The 16,014-nt window shown below is 60.7% G+C and carries 16 protein-coding genes; 6 read left to right on the forward strand and 10 right to left on the reverse strand.

Annotated features, from left to right (window positions below):
* Window positions 1-256 precede the first annotated feature (256 nt).
* The 4 genes from JQ553_RS29680 (at window position 257) to JQ553_RS29695 (ending at window position 3,369) form a co-directional block, all read left to right on the forward strand.
* On the forward strand, window positions 257-766 hold the full coding sequence (locus JQ553_RS29680) for an OsmC family protein (protein ID WP_212503599.1): 510 nt from the start codon (window positions 257-259) through the stop codon (window positions 764-766).
* A 290-nt stretch (window positions 767-1,056) separates the two neighbouring features.
* Window positions 1,057-1,974: an NADP-dependent oxidoreductase gene (locus JQ553_RS29685; protein ID WP_212503600.1), complete on the forward strand. Its 918-nt coding sequence runs from the start codon at window positions 1,057-1,059 to the stop codon at window positions 1,972-1,974.
* A 167-nt stretch (window positions 1,975-2,141) separates the two neighbouring features.
* Window positions 2,142-2,789: a nitroreductase family protein gene (locus tag JQ553_RS29690; RefSeq protein WP_409363099.1), complete on the forward strand. Its 648-nt coding sequence runs from the start codon at window positions 2,142-2,144 to the stop codon at window positions 2,787-2,789.
* A gap of 34 nt (window positions 2,790-2,823) precedes the next feature.
* Window positions 2,824-3,369 carry a carboxymuconolactone decarboxylase family protein gene (locus JQ553_RS29695; protein ID WP_212503601.1) on the forward strand — a complete coding sequence of 182 codons (546 nt, stop codon included), beginning with the start codon at window positions 2,824-2,826 and terminating at the stop codon, window positions 3,367-3,369.
* A 227-nt stretch (window positions 3,370-3,596) separates the two neighbouring features.
* Here JQ553_RS29695 and JQ553_RS29700 read toward each other — a convergent pair whose 3' ends face one another.
* A complete protein-coding gene (locus tag JQ553_RS29700) occupies window positions 3,597-4,010 on the reverse strand; it encodes a cupin domain-containing protein (RefSeq protein WP_212503624.1) in 414 nt (137 codons plus the stop codon).
* A gap of 441 nt (window positions 4,011-4,451) precedes the next feature.
* The gene (locus JQ553_RS29705; protein WP_212503625.1) at window positions 4,452-4,985 is read right to left on the reverse strand and encodes a peroxiredoxin-like family protein; all 534 of its coding nucleotides are present in this window, start codon (window positions 4,983-4,985) and stop codon (window positions 4,452-4,454) included.
* Between the two features lie 531 nt (window positions 4,986-5,516).
* Between JQ553_RS29705 and JQ553_RS29710 the strand changes: the two genes are divergently transcribed.
* Entirely contained in the window at window positions 5,517-6,881 is a 1,365-nt protein-coding gene (locus JQ553_RS29710) for an MFS transporter (protein WP_212503602.1), read from the forward strand.
* A 248-nt stretch (window positions 6,882-7,129) separates the two neighbouring features.
* Here the strand turns inward: JQ553_RS29710 and JQ553_RS29715 are convergent, their stop codons facing one another.
* From JQ553_RS29715 to JQ553_RS29745, 7 genes are all read right to left on the reverse strand, one after another.
* A complete protein-coding gene (locus JQ553_RS29715) occupies window positions 7,130-7,762 on the reverse strand; it encodes a sensor histidine kinase (RefSeq protein WP_212503603.1) in 633 nt (210 codons plus the stop codon).
* Between the two features lie 237 nt (window positions 7,763-7,999).
* Complete coding sequence (locus JQ553_RS29720; protein WP_212503604.1) at window positions 8,000-8,533, reverse strand: DUF1993 family protein; 534 nt, start codon at window positions 8,531-8,533, stop codon at window positions 8,000-8,002.
* 178 nt (window positions 8,534-8,711) lie between these two features.
* Window positions 8,712-9,287: a cytochrome P460 family protein gene (locus JQ553_RS29725; RefSeq protein ID WP_212503605.1), complete on the reverse strand. Its 576-nt coding sequence runs from the start codon at window positions 9,285-9,287 to the stop codon at window positions 8,712-8,714.
* 219 nt (window positions 9,288-9,506) lie between these two features.
* A complete protein-coding gene (locus JQ553_RS29730; RefSeq protein WP_312015209.1) occupies window positions 9,507-9,788 on the reverse strand; it encodes a GNAT family N-acetyltransferase in 282 nt (93 codons plus the stop codon).
* A 15-nt stretch (window positions 9,789-9,803) separates the two neighbouring features.
* Window positions 9,804-10,538, reverse strand: coding sequence for a peroxiredoxin-like family protein (locus JQ553_RS29735; protein WP_249144662.1), 735 nt, complete (start codon window positions 10,536-10,538; stop codon window positions 9,804-9,806).
* The gene (locus tag JQ553_RS29740; protein ID WP_212503606.1) at window positions 10,480-11,439 is read right to left on the reverse strand and encodes a LysR family transcriptional regulator; all 960 of its coding nucleotides are present in this window, start codon (window positions 11,437-11,439) and stop codon (window positions 10,480-10,482) included. The genes JQ553_RS29735 and JQ553_RS29740 overlap by 59 nt, the downstream gene beginning before the upstream one ends.
* A gap of 370 nt (window positions 11,440-11,809) precedes the next feature.
* The gene (locus JQ553_RS29745; RefSeq protein ID WP_212503607.1) at window positions 11,810-12,445 is read right to left on the reverse strand and encodes a response regulator transcription factor; all 636 of its coding nucleotides are present in this window, start codon (window positions 12,443-12,445) and stop codon (window positions 11,810-11,812) included.
* A gap of 224 nt (window positions 12,446-12,669) precedes the next feature.
* On the opposite strand from JQ553_RS29745, the gene JQ553_RS29750 reads away from it, so the two are divergent.
* Window positions 12,670-13,062, forward strand: a complete 393-nt coding sequence (locus JQ553_RS29750) for a response regulator transcription factor (RefSeq protein WP_212503608.1) — start codon at window positions 12,670-12,672, stop codon at window positions 13,060-13,062.
* Here the strand turns inward: JQ553_RS29750 and JQ553_RS29755 are convergent.
* Window positions 13,057-16,014 (reverse strand): sensor histidine kinase (locus tag JQ553_RS29755; RefSeq protein ID WP_212503609.1); only part of this gene is annotated, 2,958 nt, incomplete at its 5' end. The two genes, JQ553_RS29750 and JQ553_RS29755, sit on opposite strands and share 6 nt — an antisense overlap.

Consider the following 16,014-nt stretch of genomic DNA (forward strand, 5'->3'; position numbering starts at 1 on the left):
AATCAAGCTATCGCGGCTCGCCGCTGACGTCACGGAGCATTTCTATCGGTTATGGACATGATAGCTTTACCCGAATGGTCGCCGAATTTAATTATCAAACGCACGGGCTGGGTGCGCATGCGGCGCTGATATGTCGAACGAATTCCAATATCGCCGCCAATGGCAGAGTTTCATGCCACATCGATCAAGACCGAAGGTATGGCAGTTAGCGACGCACGCTTCACATGACACGCTCAACACAATGGAAGGACGCTCTATGACGCCACAGGACAAGGCATCCAAGCTGCGAGAAGTTTTCGTCACGAGCGACCTCACCGATCATGGCGCGCTGGTTGGTCATGTCGAGGCATCCCAGTTTCCTATCGGCGGTCCAGATGGAGGCGGGCACGTATCCCCCGGTCCCAATCCCTACGACCTTCTTAGCGCATCTCTCGCTGCATGCACCGCTATGACTGTTCGTTTTCATGCCCGACGCCGAAAACTTCCGTTGGAGCGGGTACAAGTCGGCGTCAGCTTCCACCACGGCGCCCAGGGCGGAAGAGATTCGTTCGAGCGCACTCTCGTGCTGGAGGGAGAACTCGACGCGCAACAGCGCGCAACCTTGCTGGAGGCCGCAAACCTCTGCCCCGTTGGCGAGATTCTCGGCATTAGTGCGGATATTCACTCACGCCCGGACGCCACTACTTCCGACCACAACGCGAGCACTCACGCCAGCTACGAGGATGATCTGGCTGAACTCCAGATCCCGTATATCGATCCGGATTGAGTGTTTCTTGTGCCGTCGATCACTGCACCGGGACACGGCGGCATGCCGTGCCCGCGGGGTCTCAAGTTCCTAAACCCGTGACTCTGGATGTCCCTGAGTGCCCAGAAATCGGGCGGGCATTCGCTCCGGTTCACTGCTGCGTTTGACGCGCTTTGATTTTTGCGGGCCGCGTCGATGGCATCGATTCCATAGCCACAGGTCATTGGACCATCGAGTTTCACGGTCGTATTTTCGACGGTCTGCAAGTGAATTCAGAAGATGACGACATACCACACACAAGGAGGTGGATGATGAAGGCAATCGTCGTGACGGACCAGGCGGCAGGAACGGCCGGGATGAAGCTGGTGAAGCGGCCCGAGCCGCAGGCGGCGATAAACGACGTCATCGTCCAGGTTCATGCGTCGGGATTCGTTCCAACTGAGCTGGAATGGCCCTCGACCTGGACCGATCGCCTCGACCGTGATCGAACACCGTCGATCCCCGGGCACGAGCTGGCCGGAGTGGTCACCGCTCTCGGATACGGCACGACGGGGCTGTCGGTGGGACAGCGAGTGTTCGGCCTCGCCGACTGGTATCGCGACGGCACGCTGGCCGACTATGTAGCCATGGAGGCACGCAACCTCGCGCCACTGCCGGGCGAGGTCGACTTCACGGTGGGCGCGAGCCTGCCAATCTCGGGCCTGACTGCGTGGCAGGGACTGTTGGTGCACGGCCGCCTTCGGGCGGGGCAGAGCGTCCTCGCGCACGGCGCGGCCGGCGCAGTCGGGTCGATGGTGACGCAACTCGCACGATTGGCCGGCGCCTACGTCATCGGCACCGGACGTGCCGCCGATCGTCAGAAGGCGCTCGACTTCGGCGCGCAGGAGTTCGTCGACCTCGACAACGACGTCCTCAATGACGTCGGAGGAGTCGATCTGGTGTTCGATGTCATCGGCGGTGACATCGGGAAGCGTTCTGCGCGCCTGATTCGATCCGGAGGAACACTGGTGTCCATCGTCGGGCCGCCCGAGGCGCGGCCGGCCGACGGCCTCGCGGTCGACTTCGTTGTTGAGTCCGATCGTGCCCAACTGGGTGAGATCGTCCAGCGGGTGCGGGATGGACGACTGCAGACGAACATCGGCAACGTCGCGTCCCTCGATGATGCCGTCGCTGCTTTCAATCCGACCAAGCGGATCAGCGGGAAGACGATCATCCGCATTCGTCCGTGAACGACACCCGCCTTCGACGCACGCGGCCGGCTGCGTCCTATCAGACGCCGGGGGCAACCTGGGAAGCTGCCCACGGCCCCTGGCGCGAGACGTCGAACGGGCTCGATCCCTGCAGCATTTCAGCAAAGACAGCGAAAGCACTCGTGAATCTCGACCTATCGCTTCGCATGGCAATCACGACGACTAACGGAATCACCATGACCAACGCCGTAATCGAATGTATCCTGAGCCGCACCTCCGCTAAGTACTACGACACTGCCGCCACCTTGAGCGACGACCAAATCCGCGAGCTGGTACGAATCGGCACCACCGCGCCGACATCCTTCCACTTGCAGAACTGGCGCTTCATCGCCGTACGCACGCCTGAAGCCAAGGCTCGGCTACGTCCGATCGCCTGGAATCAGCCCGCGATCACCGAAGCGGCCGTTACCTTCATCGTCTGCGGTCAGTTGGCCGACTCCAGCGTAATACCACACCGCCTGGCACCGCTTGTGAAAGCGGGCATCATGCCGGCAGAGATGGTGCCGGATTGGGAGATTCCCGCACGCGATCTGTATATGGAGTACCCGCAGCGCCAGCGCGACGAAGCGGTACGCAGCGCTACCTTCGGCGCAGCGGCAATGATTTATGCGGCCCGCTCGCTAGGCCTGGGTTCGACGCCGATGATCGGTTTCGATGCCGAAGCAGTGCACCGCGAGTTCGGACTGGCTGAGGACGAAGTGCCGGTCATGCTGTTGTCCGTGGGGCCCGAGCGTCCGGGAAACTGGGCGCAGAAGCCGCGCCTGCCGGTAGCCGATGTGTTGGAACTCGTATGATTTTTAGTAAGACCAGTGAATTGCGGAGACTACGATGCCAAGAAGTGCAGTCCTAAAGTCGGAACAGGTGCCGGCCGATTCGAAACCGACGCTCGATACATTCACCAAGAACATCGGGTTTACCCCAAAAATGATGGCGACCTTCGCGCAGAGCCCGATAGCGTTCAACTCATGGGCGGCCCTGTTCGGCTCCTTGAGCAAGGCGCTCGACGTGAAGACGCGTGACAGCATCGGCCTCGCTGTCTCCGAAGTGAATGGCTGCAACTACTGTCTGACGGTTCACAGCTTTACAGCCGAGCATATGGCCAAGCTGCCGGCACATGAAATCATTCTTGCTCGAAAGGGACATGCCGGCGACCCGAAGCGGGACGCCGCCGTCCAGTTTGCGCGCAAAGTAATCGAGAGCCGCGGCAAGGTCAGTGACGCCGATCTGAAAGCCGTCCGCGATGCCGGCTACACGGATGCGAACGTCATGGAGATCATCGCGCTGGTGGCCATGTACTCCCTGACGAACTTTTTCAATAACGTGTTCGATCCTGAGAAGGACTTTCCCGCGGTTGCGCCCGCTGGCTCGATCTGAACTCGATCGGGTCGCGTCGACCAGCGGGCGAAATAACGAATACCTCAAACTTCTCACTCAGGAAGCCGAGCGATGGCTGCGTCTCGGGCAAAATGCATTTTCAACCGAGTCGATGCTGTCATTTACGTGATGGATATTTTCGCTTTCGGTGACACGGCGGATGACGGCCGCCGTAGACTCGCGGCCGATATCATCCCCGCGCATTGTCGCCTGGCGCAGCAAGTATGTTACTTGACGGGCGTCGTCAGCGGATTGTCGTTGTGGTCGAGGACGAAGACAGCGAGCAGCTTTGCCGGCTCGACTTTGCTCGCGTTGCGGCTGATCGAATGGGTCGCGCCCGGCGGTTCCGACCAGCCCTCGCCTGCATGATAGATGCGTGTCTCGCCGTCATTCACCTTCGACTCGATAGCGCCCGAAATCACATAGGCGTAGATGAAAGCCGACTTCGCGTGCGTGTGAGGCACGGAGGCCGCGCCGGGCGCGTAATCGACTTCCAAGGCGATCAGAGACTTGCCAGGGATATTGGGAATGGCCGCCTCGAATTTCTTCGTGACGGTTTGCGCTTCGCTATCATGGGCGTGGATGGGGCCAGCCATCGAGAAGGCGGTGCAGGTGGCGGCGATAATGGTTCGGATCTTCATGAGCTTTCTCCTTCTGCCTATAGGTTGGTCTTCGTTCTCATTGTTTCTCTCGACCTTGCCGGCCCGGTTCGATAATGAACGCCGCGAGCGTGGCGAGAGGGCTACGGCCATCGCCATGTAGAATCCCGAGAACGGCTGGGGACCGCCCCCCTGCAGGACGCCGCTGAACACGGCGATGGCGAAGAACGACCCGGCGCGCGAGACCGCACTGTTGAGGCCAGACGCGGTACCGGCGCGATCGCCGGCCGAACCGGCGGCGGAGCTGAGCGCGAGAAAGGCCGGGTCGTGGCTTTCGCCGATCAGCGAATGAAAATCGGATGATCGAGCGTCACTTTCTCTCTCCTAGACTTGTCGGCGCATATGAAGGGCCGAGACGTATTCCCGAGACTCTTCCTGTGGGCGCCTCTGGCCTTAGGCCTTAGCCGCTACGTTGACGGCCGCTCAGAGAGGGCCGTCATACTCGCCACGCGCCGGATAATCCTTGAAGATGGCGAAGTCGATCGCCTGAAGCAATTCCGAGAACAGCGGACGTGCGAACGGCATCGTTTGAACCGCGCCGTAGTACAAAGTGCCGTCCGGACGGACGAGGAATACGCCTGGCTCCGAAAATAACGGCGGCTCCTCGACGTTGATCGACGACTTTCCGCACGACGCCGAAATATATAGTCCCCATTGACGCGCAACCGTCAGCGGCAACGAATGTCCAAATCGCAGGCTGGCGCCGACCTTGCTCGCCATTTCCTGAGCGCGCTCGGGAACGTCAGAGCTGACGGCGATGACCTTTGTGCCACGACGCTCATATTCAGGGATCAGCGCTTCCAGGTCGCGCAGATACTTGAGACAGACCGGACAATGGAGCCCGCGATAAAAGGATATCAACGTAAATCGCTCCGGCGCGTCGGCAGCGAGGTCAAAGTCGCCATGAGCAAGGGTCGGCACGCGCAGTTCTGGAACCGGTCGACGAGGTAGCAGCATTCTCTTCTCCACAGCATGTTCCAGCGAAAGCCCGTTCGACATCTCATGCCCGCGGCCATGGGTCACGCAATTGAGTAATATTCGTCCCAGGTTGCCTACTCGATGAAACCTGCGACAGTGGTGCCCCTTGATCGCAGCGCGGGGCGAAACTTACCAATAGCCGGTATGTATAGTTTCCATAGCAGCGGCGAATACTGCTGCGACGGTCCTCTTTGCCATTCGTAAATCAAGGCAAGTTGCGTAGGCCGCGTCGGCATCGCCGCCGTGCGGCGAGGCAATAACGATCGTCTATCGACTCTATGGCGAGAGGTGATTTCCCTCGCCGGGGGTTCGACCGCCACGGTGTGAGACCGCTGTCAGAAGTACCTACAGCCCAAAACGAGACTGCGAATGACCCCTCCTACAGACAAGAGACGACGAGTCTGCCGTCACGAGGTGCAGCCGTTTGTAGGGCGATGCGGCCGCGGCGTTATCGATGCAGAACCCTGCCCGCGGGAGCTCGGGCGGGAAGCGCCGCTCCGGTGCCGGCGCATGGTGCTCACGGCCTGTGTGCTCGCATCCTCGATGGCGTTCATCGATGGGACAGCGCTGCCCGTTGCGTTACCGAGATTGCGCGCTGATTTCGGAGCGGACCTCGCCTCCGTTCAATGGGTTCTCAACGGCTATATGCTGGCGCTCGCCTCGCTGACATTGATCGGCGGCGCGCTCGCGGACGTTTATGGCAAGGCGCGCATGCTCGGGCTCGGTTGCGTCCTGTTCGGTCTGGCGTCCGCGGCTTGCGCGCTGGCGCCTTCGCCCGCCTGGCTGATCGCTGCCCGCGTCGCGCAGGGCGCGGCCGCCGCGATCGTCACCCCTGCCAGCCTCGCCCTGATCGGGGCCACCTATCCGCGCGCCGAGCGGAACCGGGCGATTGGCGTATGGGCCGCGGCATCGGCTCTCACCACCGCCGGAGGTCCTGTCCTGGGCGGCTGGCTCACCGAGACCTTTGGCTGGCCTTCCGTGTTCTGGATCAACCCGCCTCTCGCACTCGTAGCAGTGGGAGTCCTGCTGGTCTTCGCGCCGAAAGACGGCCGCATCCAGCGCAGGTTCGACGTGATTGGCGCCGCGATCCTCGCTTTGGCTATCGGTGCGCTCGCCTGGGCGCTCAGCCAGATCGGCCCCAGCGAAGCTCAGGCCGCCGCGGATAATCCAGCCCGGCCGGTCACAGTGCTCATGATCGTCACCGCGCTAGGCATTGTCGGGCTCGCCGTCTACGCCTTCTGGGAGCTCAGAAGCGAGCACCCGATGACGCCGCCTCGGCTGGTGGAGAACCGCGCCTTCCTCGGGCTGAACGTCGCGACACTGATGGTCTATGCGGGGGTTTCGATCATGTTCTTTCTGCTACCCTTTGATCTCGTCGATCGCCGCGGCCTGTCGTCGACCGACGCCGGGCTGGCATTCCTGCCCTTCACGCTCGGCGTGGGGCTCTTGTCGAATGTCTTCGGCGCGTTGGCGGACAAGATCGGCGCGCGGGTCATGCTCATAGCGGGACCGGCAGGTGCGGCACTCGCCTATCTCTTGATGGCGCTCGGCCGGAAAGAATCCCTGATGCTCGGCGTGATCGGACCCATGACCCTGCTGGGCCTGTCCTTCGCTGTGCTCGTGGCGCCGCTCACCGCGTCGGTCATGTCGAGTGTGGATCAGGCCGACGAAGGGCTCGCCTCCGGCATCAACAATGCGGCGAGCCGGATTGCACAGCTTGCCGGGGTGGCACTGGCCGCCGGTGTCGCATCTTTCGCGTCCGGCTACGAAGTCGGCCTCGCCGTAGCCGCTGCGACCTCGATCGGCGGCGCCTTTACAGCCTCGTTGACCCTGACACCGGACGCGGCGAAAGCGGGCGGCTCGCGAGGGGCTTAGACTGCAGCAGCGAGCACATAGCGCGCAGATATCGCCACACAACCTTCGACGAGGTACTGACGTCCCGCGTATGGACGCTATCTGAACCGAGCGCCGCTCGCAGCGGCTCCGCTCTGATACCCGCGTGAAGTGCAACCTGCACGATGAACGAACCAAGCTCGCCATCACAAACTGCGCATCGCACCACTCCGCCATGTCCAAAGTGATTTCGTGGCGCGAGACTGAGTAGCGACTTAAGCCGCTTCCATCTAGCTTTCGGCCGCAACCGGTAAGTAGAGCTTTATGCATGTGCCCTGTTGCGGGGTGCTGTGAACTTCGATGTGGCCGTGCGCCCGATCAACAAAATGGCGTATCATCGGAAGTCCAAGCCCTGTTCCGACACCTGGTGGCTTCGTCGTAAAGAACGGTTCGAATACCTTTTCCAGGACGTCTGAGGTAATGCCGGATCCGGAATCAGTGACACATAGGGAAACATACTCTTGGCCATCGTCGCCTTTGGGCGAGTAAGTGTTGCCGGTCTCGATTGTAATGATACCTCCCTTGGGCATGGCGTCTCGGCTGTTTATCACAAGGTTTATGATCGCGCATTCGAGCAGGTGAGAATCACATCGGATCCGAGTTACCGAATCCGATAAAGCCAGGCGTAGCGCAATTCCTTCTCCGGCGATGCAGCGCAGCAGATCACTCATTGAAAGGAGGGCATCGTTAAGTTGAAATAGACTGTCTGATTGATGAGGCGTTTTACGCGCAGCGGTCATAAGACGATGCGCGAGCTTGCCCGCGCTATCTAATGACCGTTCGGCAACTTCTATGAGAGAACCGAGGTCGGACGTGCGCCCCGCGGCAACGCGCACGCGTATCAGGCTGAGGACGCTGGCCATGCACTGCAATCTATTATTAAAGTCGTGAGCAACCCCGCTCGCGAGTAGATCTATCATATGCATGTCGTTGTCTCGGCGAAACGTCTCATGGAACTGTAATTCGCGCCTCCAGCCTCGAAGTCCGCTTCGCCTTGCGGCGCGCCAATGACCTTTTGCAACTCGCTCACTATCTGCGTCCCCTAAACTTGCCTTCCCGTCTTGAAGGCCTCGGCCCGTGCCGCGCAGCGCGTCCGCCTCTCACGAGTAGTCACCGCCGCTCTGCTGACTGAGGTTGCCGAGGTAGTCGCGCTTCCCGATCTTCGCTCCGAGGCGCCGAAGGATCGCGTGCGCAATCGAGATGTGGAAGAAGAAGTCGGGCAACACCAGGTGCCGGATGTAGTCGTCGCCGCCGAACCACCCGCGCACGATAGGCGGCGTCAGCTCGTATGTGTGGGACTGCGCGCCGGAAATCTCGTCCGGCTGCACGTTTTGCAGGAAGCCGCGCGTCTCGAGGAGCCGCCCCTTCAACGCCGGGTACATCATGAGGGTGTTGTGGGGTGCTGGCGCGTCGCGCTGCATCAGCTTCGCCATGTGCGCCTCGACCTTGTTGCAGCTTACGGAGAACTGTCCTCCGAAAGTGAGCATATTGGGCGCGAGCCGCTCGCCAAGAATCCTCCCAGGCTGAAACGCCTTGGTTCGTTCGAGTGCCTGGGCGTGGTCGAGATAGTCGTCCATTACGTTCAGTCCATGCACCATGACGGGGACTGTGATGTCATAGACCGAGAAGGACACGCCGACCTCCATACGCCCTTTGTAGTCTGAACGTTGATTCGGACCCGATAGGTCGACAATCGAAACGAATAGTCACAATAAGTCCTTCCATCTTATGCCTTGCCACACCAGCTTGCCGGGCTCGACAGTAGCCTCCGCGAAACAGCAGCAAGAGGAGAGCGCCTACTCATGCGGCCGCCTAGCGGCGCAGCACGGGATATCCGTTCACGTAAATCCAATCGGTGTCTTTGGCGGGCACGTGGCACCCCTGGCAATCGGAATGGTAGTCGGTCGAGGTGGTCTTGAGCGGTTTGTCCGCGTCGAACCACGACCATCCCCACCCGTCGCCCCACAACGGGTTGCCGGGGTGCGTTCCCTTGCTGTCTCTCACCATGACGAACCAGCCCTTGAGCTCGTCGGCGTGGCTTACTGTGCCGGTGGTCATCGCGTTCGTCGAGGTCGCGAAGACCTCCTTCACCAGAACGGCGCCGTCCGGGAAGTGCCCCGTCTTCCGGTAGGCGTCGATCGCCCCCGGAGATGCGTAGACGGAGTGCATTTCCTTCGAGCCTTCGCCGCTGTCGGCGGCAATCGCCCAACTTCCGAGCGCTTGGTAGAGGGTTCGGTAGTCTGCCGGCACGCGCAGGTGCCCGGCGGCGTCCACCACGTTCGCGGTCGGGTCGGCCGGAGCCGCTCCGCGGATCTGAGCGATCGCCGCCACGGTGCCGGCGACCAGCGAGACGGCGACGGCCAGGCCGACAGTCTTCGATAATTTCATGGGGTCTCCTTTTCTGTCCGCGCGCGGCGCGGTGACTCGGCGCTACGGCTTCAATCACTGTTTCAATTGAGGAGCCGACCGCGTGTGCTCGGCGGCCTGGCAGACCCAAAGATCGGATGCAGCCGACCAAATTAGAAATTCCCTTTGGACATGCATTCTATAGGCGTGAGGTATTGTCGTCCAAAAGCGCGTGCGCGCCTGCGTCCCGTTCGTCCGCGATCAGCCGTCGAGGAGTGCACCGTACTCGGGGTGCCGCGCGGCGTAGGCGGACATGAAGGGGCACTTCGCGATTACTCTTTTCCCGTCGCGTCGCAACGTTTCGAAAACGCCATGCGCCAGCCTCGATCCGTACCCTAGGCCGGATAGCTCTTGTGGCACCTCCGTGTGCAGCAGGGCGACGCGACCGTCCTCAACCTTGTAATAGGCGACTGCGAGCGCACCGTCGGCGAGGGGCATTTCAAACCGGCTCATTGCAGGATTGTCCCGGATGTCGTTTTCCACCTTCTGCCACCCTCCCTAGGACGTGGAAGCGGCCTGGCGCAGCGAGGCCAGGATTTGCGCCGGCTCCTCCCGTATCGTGAAGTCGGGCTCGACGAACGCGCTGCGGATCCGGCCTTCCGCGTCGATCACGTAGGTCGCGGGAATGGGCAACATCCAGACCGGCGACCCATGCCGCGCGCCGAAGTCGAAGCCGAGCCCGGAATAGTGCGCTTTGGTCTCGTCGGGCACCCGGAACACCACGCCATACGACATGGCAACGCGGTAGTCGACGTCGGAGAGCACGTTCAGGTCCAAGCCCAGGCTCTGCTTTAGCTGCCGCGGGAAGTTTCTCGTCTCGGGCGTCACGACTGCGAGGGTCGCGCCGACGCTCTCGAACTCATCCTTCGCGGCCTGGAGAGCGCAAAGCTCGGCGGTGCAGAACGGACACCAGCCGCCTCGGAAGAAACTCAGGACGAGGGGTCCGTCACGGCGCAGCTGTTCGGAGGAGTGGAGACGGCCGTCGGCGTCCGGCAGGAGGAAGTCCGGCGCGTCGTCTCCGACCTTCAACGCGTGCGATGCCACGTCTGTATCGCGGAGCCAGCCCACGAGGTGATTGTATGACTCCCAGTCCGCAGCGGTAAACGTCGTCAACAGTTCGGCGCGAGTCCGGGCGAGTGTCTTGTCGGTCTGGCTTGGCATGGGTGGGGAGTTGTCAGGCTGCGGATCGATTGGCTGGAAGCGGTTGGCCGCCGGCGCGCTTGTCGTGGTCATGCGGGCGCCCTCGCCGGTCGGGGCCTTCGAACGACCAGTCGCGAAGCCGCGCGACCTTGACGAAAGCGTCCAGCGCCGGCGAGTAGCGGCGCCCCTGCACAGCCAGTAGCCGCACCTCCCGCGAAACCAGGTCGCCTTCGAGCGGAATGGTCTTGAGGGTCGGAAGGCGCGGCATGTGCTCGGGAGCGAGCATCACGCCGAAGCCAGCCGCGGCCATGTGCTGCAGGTGCAAGTCGTGGCCGCTGCAGTGCCCGAGGCGGGGCGGTTCCTCGGAGAAATACGACCGCTGGATCTTCGGGGCGACGTCGCATTCGCCGCGTTCCAGCAGGACGGTCTCGCGGAGGTCATCGATGCCGATCGAGGGACGGTTTGCGAGCCGGTGCGTCGGCGCGAGAACCACGACGTAGCGCTCCTCGAACAACGACCAATCGTCGATGCGGGCAGGTATGTCCTGCACGTCCCCGACCATTGCTGCATTGATCTCCCCCTCAAGCAAGAGGTCGACGAGCTTCTCCGCTGCGCCCTCGCGCAGCTCGACCTGAAGTCCGGGGACGAACTTTGCGATCTCCGCGATCGGATCGAGGACGAGCGATGCCGAGATGGAGGGGGCGAGGCCGATCTTCAGTGGCGCGACCTCCTTGCGTCGGAACTCCCGGGCCCTGCGTTGCACCGCCTCTGCCGAGGCCAGTGTGCGGTCCAGCATCGGAAGGACTTCCTTTCCAAGGTCGGTGAGCTGCGTGAGCTGGCGCTCGCGGTAGATTAACTGGCCGCCGAGCTCCTCCTCGAGCTTCTGCACGCCCTTGGTCAGGGCAGGCTGCGTGACATTGCAGTGCTCTGCCGCGCGGGTGAAGTTGAGCGTGGACGCGACGGCGAGGAAGTAGCGAACTTGATGAAGCTCCATGGGTTGTTCTGTTCTCCGTCAAGTTGCTGCTGGTCATACCGACGAGCCTTGCGTCGTCCCGTCCGGACTCGGGCGCTCGTGGTCGTTCACCAAGAGGGGGGAAGGCGGAAGGCGACCTCGGTGACTGTCGACGGCCGCATGTTGATGGCTTGGGGCGCTGCGGTCGATTGCGCGGAGGTACTGTGAGGTTCGCTTGTCGCTGCCTGCGCTAAGCGATCGCTTAGGAGTGAGGGCGCAATCCCCGCGCCCTGAATCCGTTAGCCGGATGGGCACCTAAGGGAGGGAATCAGCGGCGCAGCAAAATACGTAGACGCAATTTGCGCGCAGGTGGCGCCCTCGCACGAAAACACTGAGGACATGCCTTTCGGGCTCAGAAGTTTTGCGGCTGCTGTAGTCTTATATTGAGAAGGTCCGCCATCCGACTGAGTTCGGGAAGTGAACGTGCCTTCATCTTCCGCATCAGGTTCACGCGATGCACCTTCACCGTGGATTCGGAAATGCCGATATCGTTGGCAATCTGTTTATTCAGGCGACCGGCCAGGACGCCGAGCATGATTTCACGCTCGCGGGAACTGAGCATGTCGAAACGCTCCTTGAGCGCAGCCAATGCCCTATCACTCTCTCGACGGGCACGATCGCGGGCGAGGCCGGCCTCGATGGCGTCAAGCAGATCCTGATCACGGAATGGCTTTGTAAGGAACTCTATCGCACCGCCCTTCATCGCTTGCACGGTCATCGGCACGTCAGCGTGCGCTGTGATGAAGATGATCGGAACTTGCCTGTTTGTGGCGGCAAGTTCGCTCTGAAGCTCGAGACCGCTTCGCCCCGGCATTCTTACGTCGAGCACCAGGCAAGTAGGACCGTCCGGCGGATCCGCTTTGAGAAAATCGGGAACGGACGAAAATTGTCGGGCATGTAAGCCGACTGTCCGCAACAGCCGCGCGACCGAGTCGCGAAACTCGGGATCGTCATCGATAACCAAGACACTGGGATTTGCCTCACCCATTCCCGGTATCCTGCGTTTGGGGAAGCGCATTTTTCCGTATTCCGGCATCATCCTACGCACAATCCGTCGAGATGAACAGAATCTTTTGCCCAAGCGGATAGCCGGAGGCCTAAGCCATCGCTTAGGGACGCCGACATTGCGTTATTAGGGAATGTCCCTGACACTACGTTGCATGCAGCGCGAGGCGTTGCCTCGCCGGCCGGCGGAGGGGCCTGGAAGCCGCAATGTTGAACCGTACACTGATATCCATCGTCGACGATGATCAGCCCTATCGTGACTCAATCCGAAAACTAATAATGTTGCTGGGCTACACTGTCGAAGCGTTTCCGTCGGCGGCCGATTTCCTGGCATCCCGCGTCGTGCCTGAAACCGCCTGCTTGGTCACCGACGTTAACATGCCCGGAATGACCGGAGTCGAACTGCACAGGCATTTGGTCGATGCAGGGTACGCGATCCCGACGATCCTCGTTACCGCCTACCCCGATGAGATCGTCAGGGATCAGGCTCTAAAGGACGGGGTTGTTTGCTACCTCAGCAAGCCAGTGGACGACGACCATCTCGAGCGATGCCTGCGTTCGGCTCTGCAGCCGGGTGCGCCGATTGAAGACAATTCATGAGTCGTTGTCCGCCGGCAGGGTAAATTGAAACACGGCGCCGCGAGGTTCGTTCGCTTCCGCCCACAACTTGCCCCCATGTGCGTGGATGATGGAGCGGCATATCGACAACCCCATCCCGGTTCCACCGGACTTCGTGGTGTAGAAGGCGTCGAAGACTCGATCGAGATGCTTCGCATCAATACCCGGCCCCGAATCGCGTACGGCTACGAGGGCGCCTGTCTGATCTTCCTCGGTGCTGATCAACAACTCTCTTGCCCCTTCCTCAACCGAGCCCATTGCTTCAGCCGCGTTCAGAATCAAGTTCAGCAAGACCTGTTGCAGCTGAACGCAATCCCCCATAACCGGAAGCAGTCCATCTGCAAGCCGAGTTTGGACCGAAACGCCATTCCTGTGGATCGCGCTTTGCGCCAGTACAATGACTTCGTCGGTAGCCGAATTGAGATCAAAACGCTCCTTTCGCGGAGGCGCCTTCTTGATGTGATCACGCATCCGTCCGACGATATCCCTGGCTCGGTCCGTGTCCCTGACAACGCAAGCGAGCGCTTCCCTGGTCTCATCCAGATTTGGCGGATTCATTTCCAAAAAGCGCGTCCCTGCACGGGCGTTGTTACGAGCGGTAGCGATCGGATGCAGAATTTCGTGAGACAGCGAGGCGGCCAATTCTCCCATCATGCTCACGCGGTTCATGTGGGCGAAATCCAACTCGAGCTGGCGCAGCTTTTCACGTTCGTCCTGTGCCCGCCTTCGTTCCGTCACATCGACGGTTGTGGTGATAACCTCACTCACCGTGCCCTGGGGGGAAAACACATGATAGCTGGTTCCTTCGACCCATTTGATTGTTCCATCAGGCAGGAGCAGTCTGAACTCGGCCATGAAATCTCTTTTCTGGCGCACAGCTTCCTGAACCGCTCCCCACACACTGTCGCGGTCCTCTGGGTGGATGCGTTCCCACATACTTTGTCGACTTGGAAGGCCCTGCAGCGGATCAAATCCCCAGATCCTGTAACTCCCGTCCGACCAATAGAGGTAACGCTTCGTTTTCGCGTTGTAGATCCAATTGCCGGTGCGGCTGAGTCTCTGTGCCTGGCTAAGCGCTTCCTCGACGCGCTTGCGCTCTGTCAAATCGAGCACGAATGCAAGGCCCTCGTCGCCTCCTTCTTTGAACAGAGCCGCGCCGATAAGCACAGGAACGCGGCTGCCGTCTTTCCTGATATACTCCTTCTCGAACGGCTGAACTGTCCCGGTTGAGTTCAGTTCTGCCAAAGTCAGTACGTCGCGCTCGCGCCATTCGGGCGGGGACAACTCGGTCCAGCGCACGCGGCCCGAAACCAAGTCCTCACGCTCATATCCTAAGATACGTAGAAACGCGTCATTGGCTTCAAGAATTCGACCTTCGCGGTCGGCAATGAGGATCCCAATGATGTTGGCGTCGACCAGACGCCTAATCTTACCTTCCCGATCCGCGAGGTCGTCATAAAGCCGCGAATTTTCGAGCGAGATTGCCGCCTGCGACGCAAGCACCTTCAACACTGTGACGCGGTCCGGTGTGAAAACGTGGGCCGCCAGGTTGTTTTCGAGGTAGAGTACACCGGCCAGTCTGCCCTGTTTGAGCAGCGGCAGGCAGAGAATTGAACGGGCGTGATGCTGATGAATGTACTTGTCGGCAGAAAACGGGTTCGCGGCTGCGGCATCGTGGAGAAGAACGCTCTCTTTCGTCCGGATCACGTAGTGTAGGATGGACTCCGGCAGATCTGCAGCGGTTACACTTGCTTGTCGCTGACCGACGGTCACCGTATTATTGCCGGTCGTGACTTCCGCCTCAATCCGATACCCATCACCTACCGCAAGGATCAACAGGCCTCGCCCCGCACCCGCGTGCTCAACCGCTGTGCGCATTAGCGTGTCGATGAGTTTTTCTAGAACGATCTCGCCCGACACGGCTTGCGAGACTTTGATAACAGTAGCTAGATCCAATTGTTCGACGGGTGCCCCGATCGTGCTTGTGGGGCCGGCAACCGGCTTTTCCTCCCTGAGGTGCGGATACAACTCGTCGAGTTGGCGTACCTTGCCGTCGGCTCCCCAACGGACGTATGCAGACCGCGCGTCCTGCAGATAGGCATGCGCAATCTTCTTGAACCCGCGTCCGGCATAAAAGCGTGCGGCGACTTCGTTGGCGAGCGCCTCGTTGTGGACCAAGCCGTTTGCCTGTGCCGAACGAATAGCTTGTTCGTAAAGATTCATGGCATCGAACGCACGGCCATCAATCCGGGCAATCTCCGCACCAACTAGCGCTGCGCGGTTCTCGAAGTTTTCCGCACAGTGTTCCGCCCACATTTCGAGTTGTTTGTGGTGGGCCACAAGAGCCTCAAAATGTTGCTGCCTCTCCTCGGAAGGTGCGCGATGGTATGACGCCGCATGAGCAAGCGCATCATAGAAGCTGAACTCCGCCGTTTCGAACATTGACGGTGATGTCCACAGCAGCCGTTGCGCCCTCCCTGAGGCCTCGAGGGCGCCCGCGTTGTCGCCAGCAAAGAAACGCGCCTGCATCTTGCGGATCCAGTACAAGCCCTCGGCCAGCGCCAAAGCTGGGTTATTCAAACCGTGTTCGAAGAGATGCTCATCGAAGCCCTCTTCGCCAAATGAGCCAAATGTCGGCGTCAAGCCGCGGAGAGTCCGAATCAATCCGAGTTGGGTTCGGACGCGGTCAATGGCGAGACGGAACTGGATCTTCAGCGCAAAGGTGAGACCACGCTCGGCTTCGCGTTGCACCTCATCAAGCGGATCGCCCGCCGCGAGACGGTTTGTGTTCAAGTGGGCGTAGCAGGACGCCTCCCAATTGAGATCGCCGCTTTGGTTTGCGGTTTCGAGCGCGCGGCGCACCAGATCGCGGCCACTCCGGATATGTCTCGTCCAAGGAATCACCCCACTCCCAAAGTTGAGAAAAATCCTGGT

This window comes from Bradyrhizobium lablabi (assembly GCF_018131005.1).
Lineage (GTDB): Bacteria > Pseudomonadota > Alphaproteobacteria > Rhizobiales > Xanthobacteraceae > Bradyrhizobium > Bradyrhizobium lablabi_D.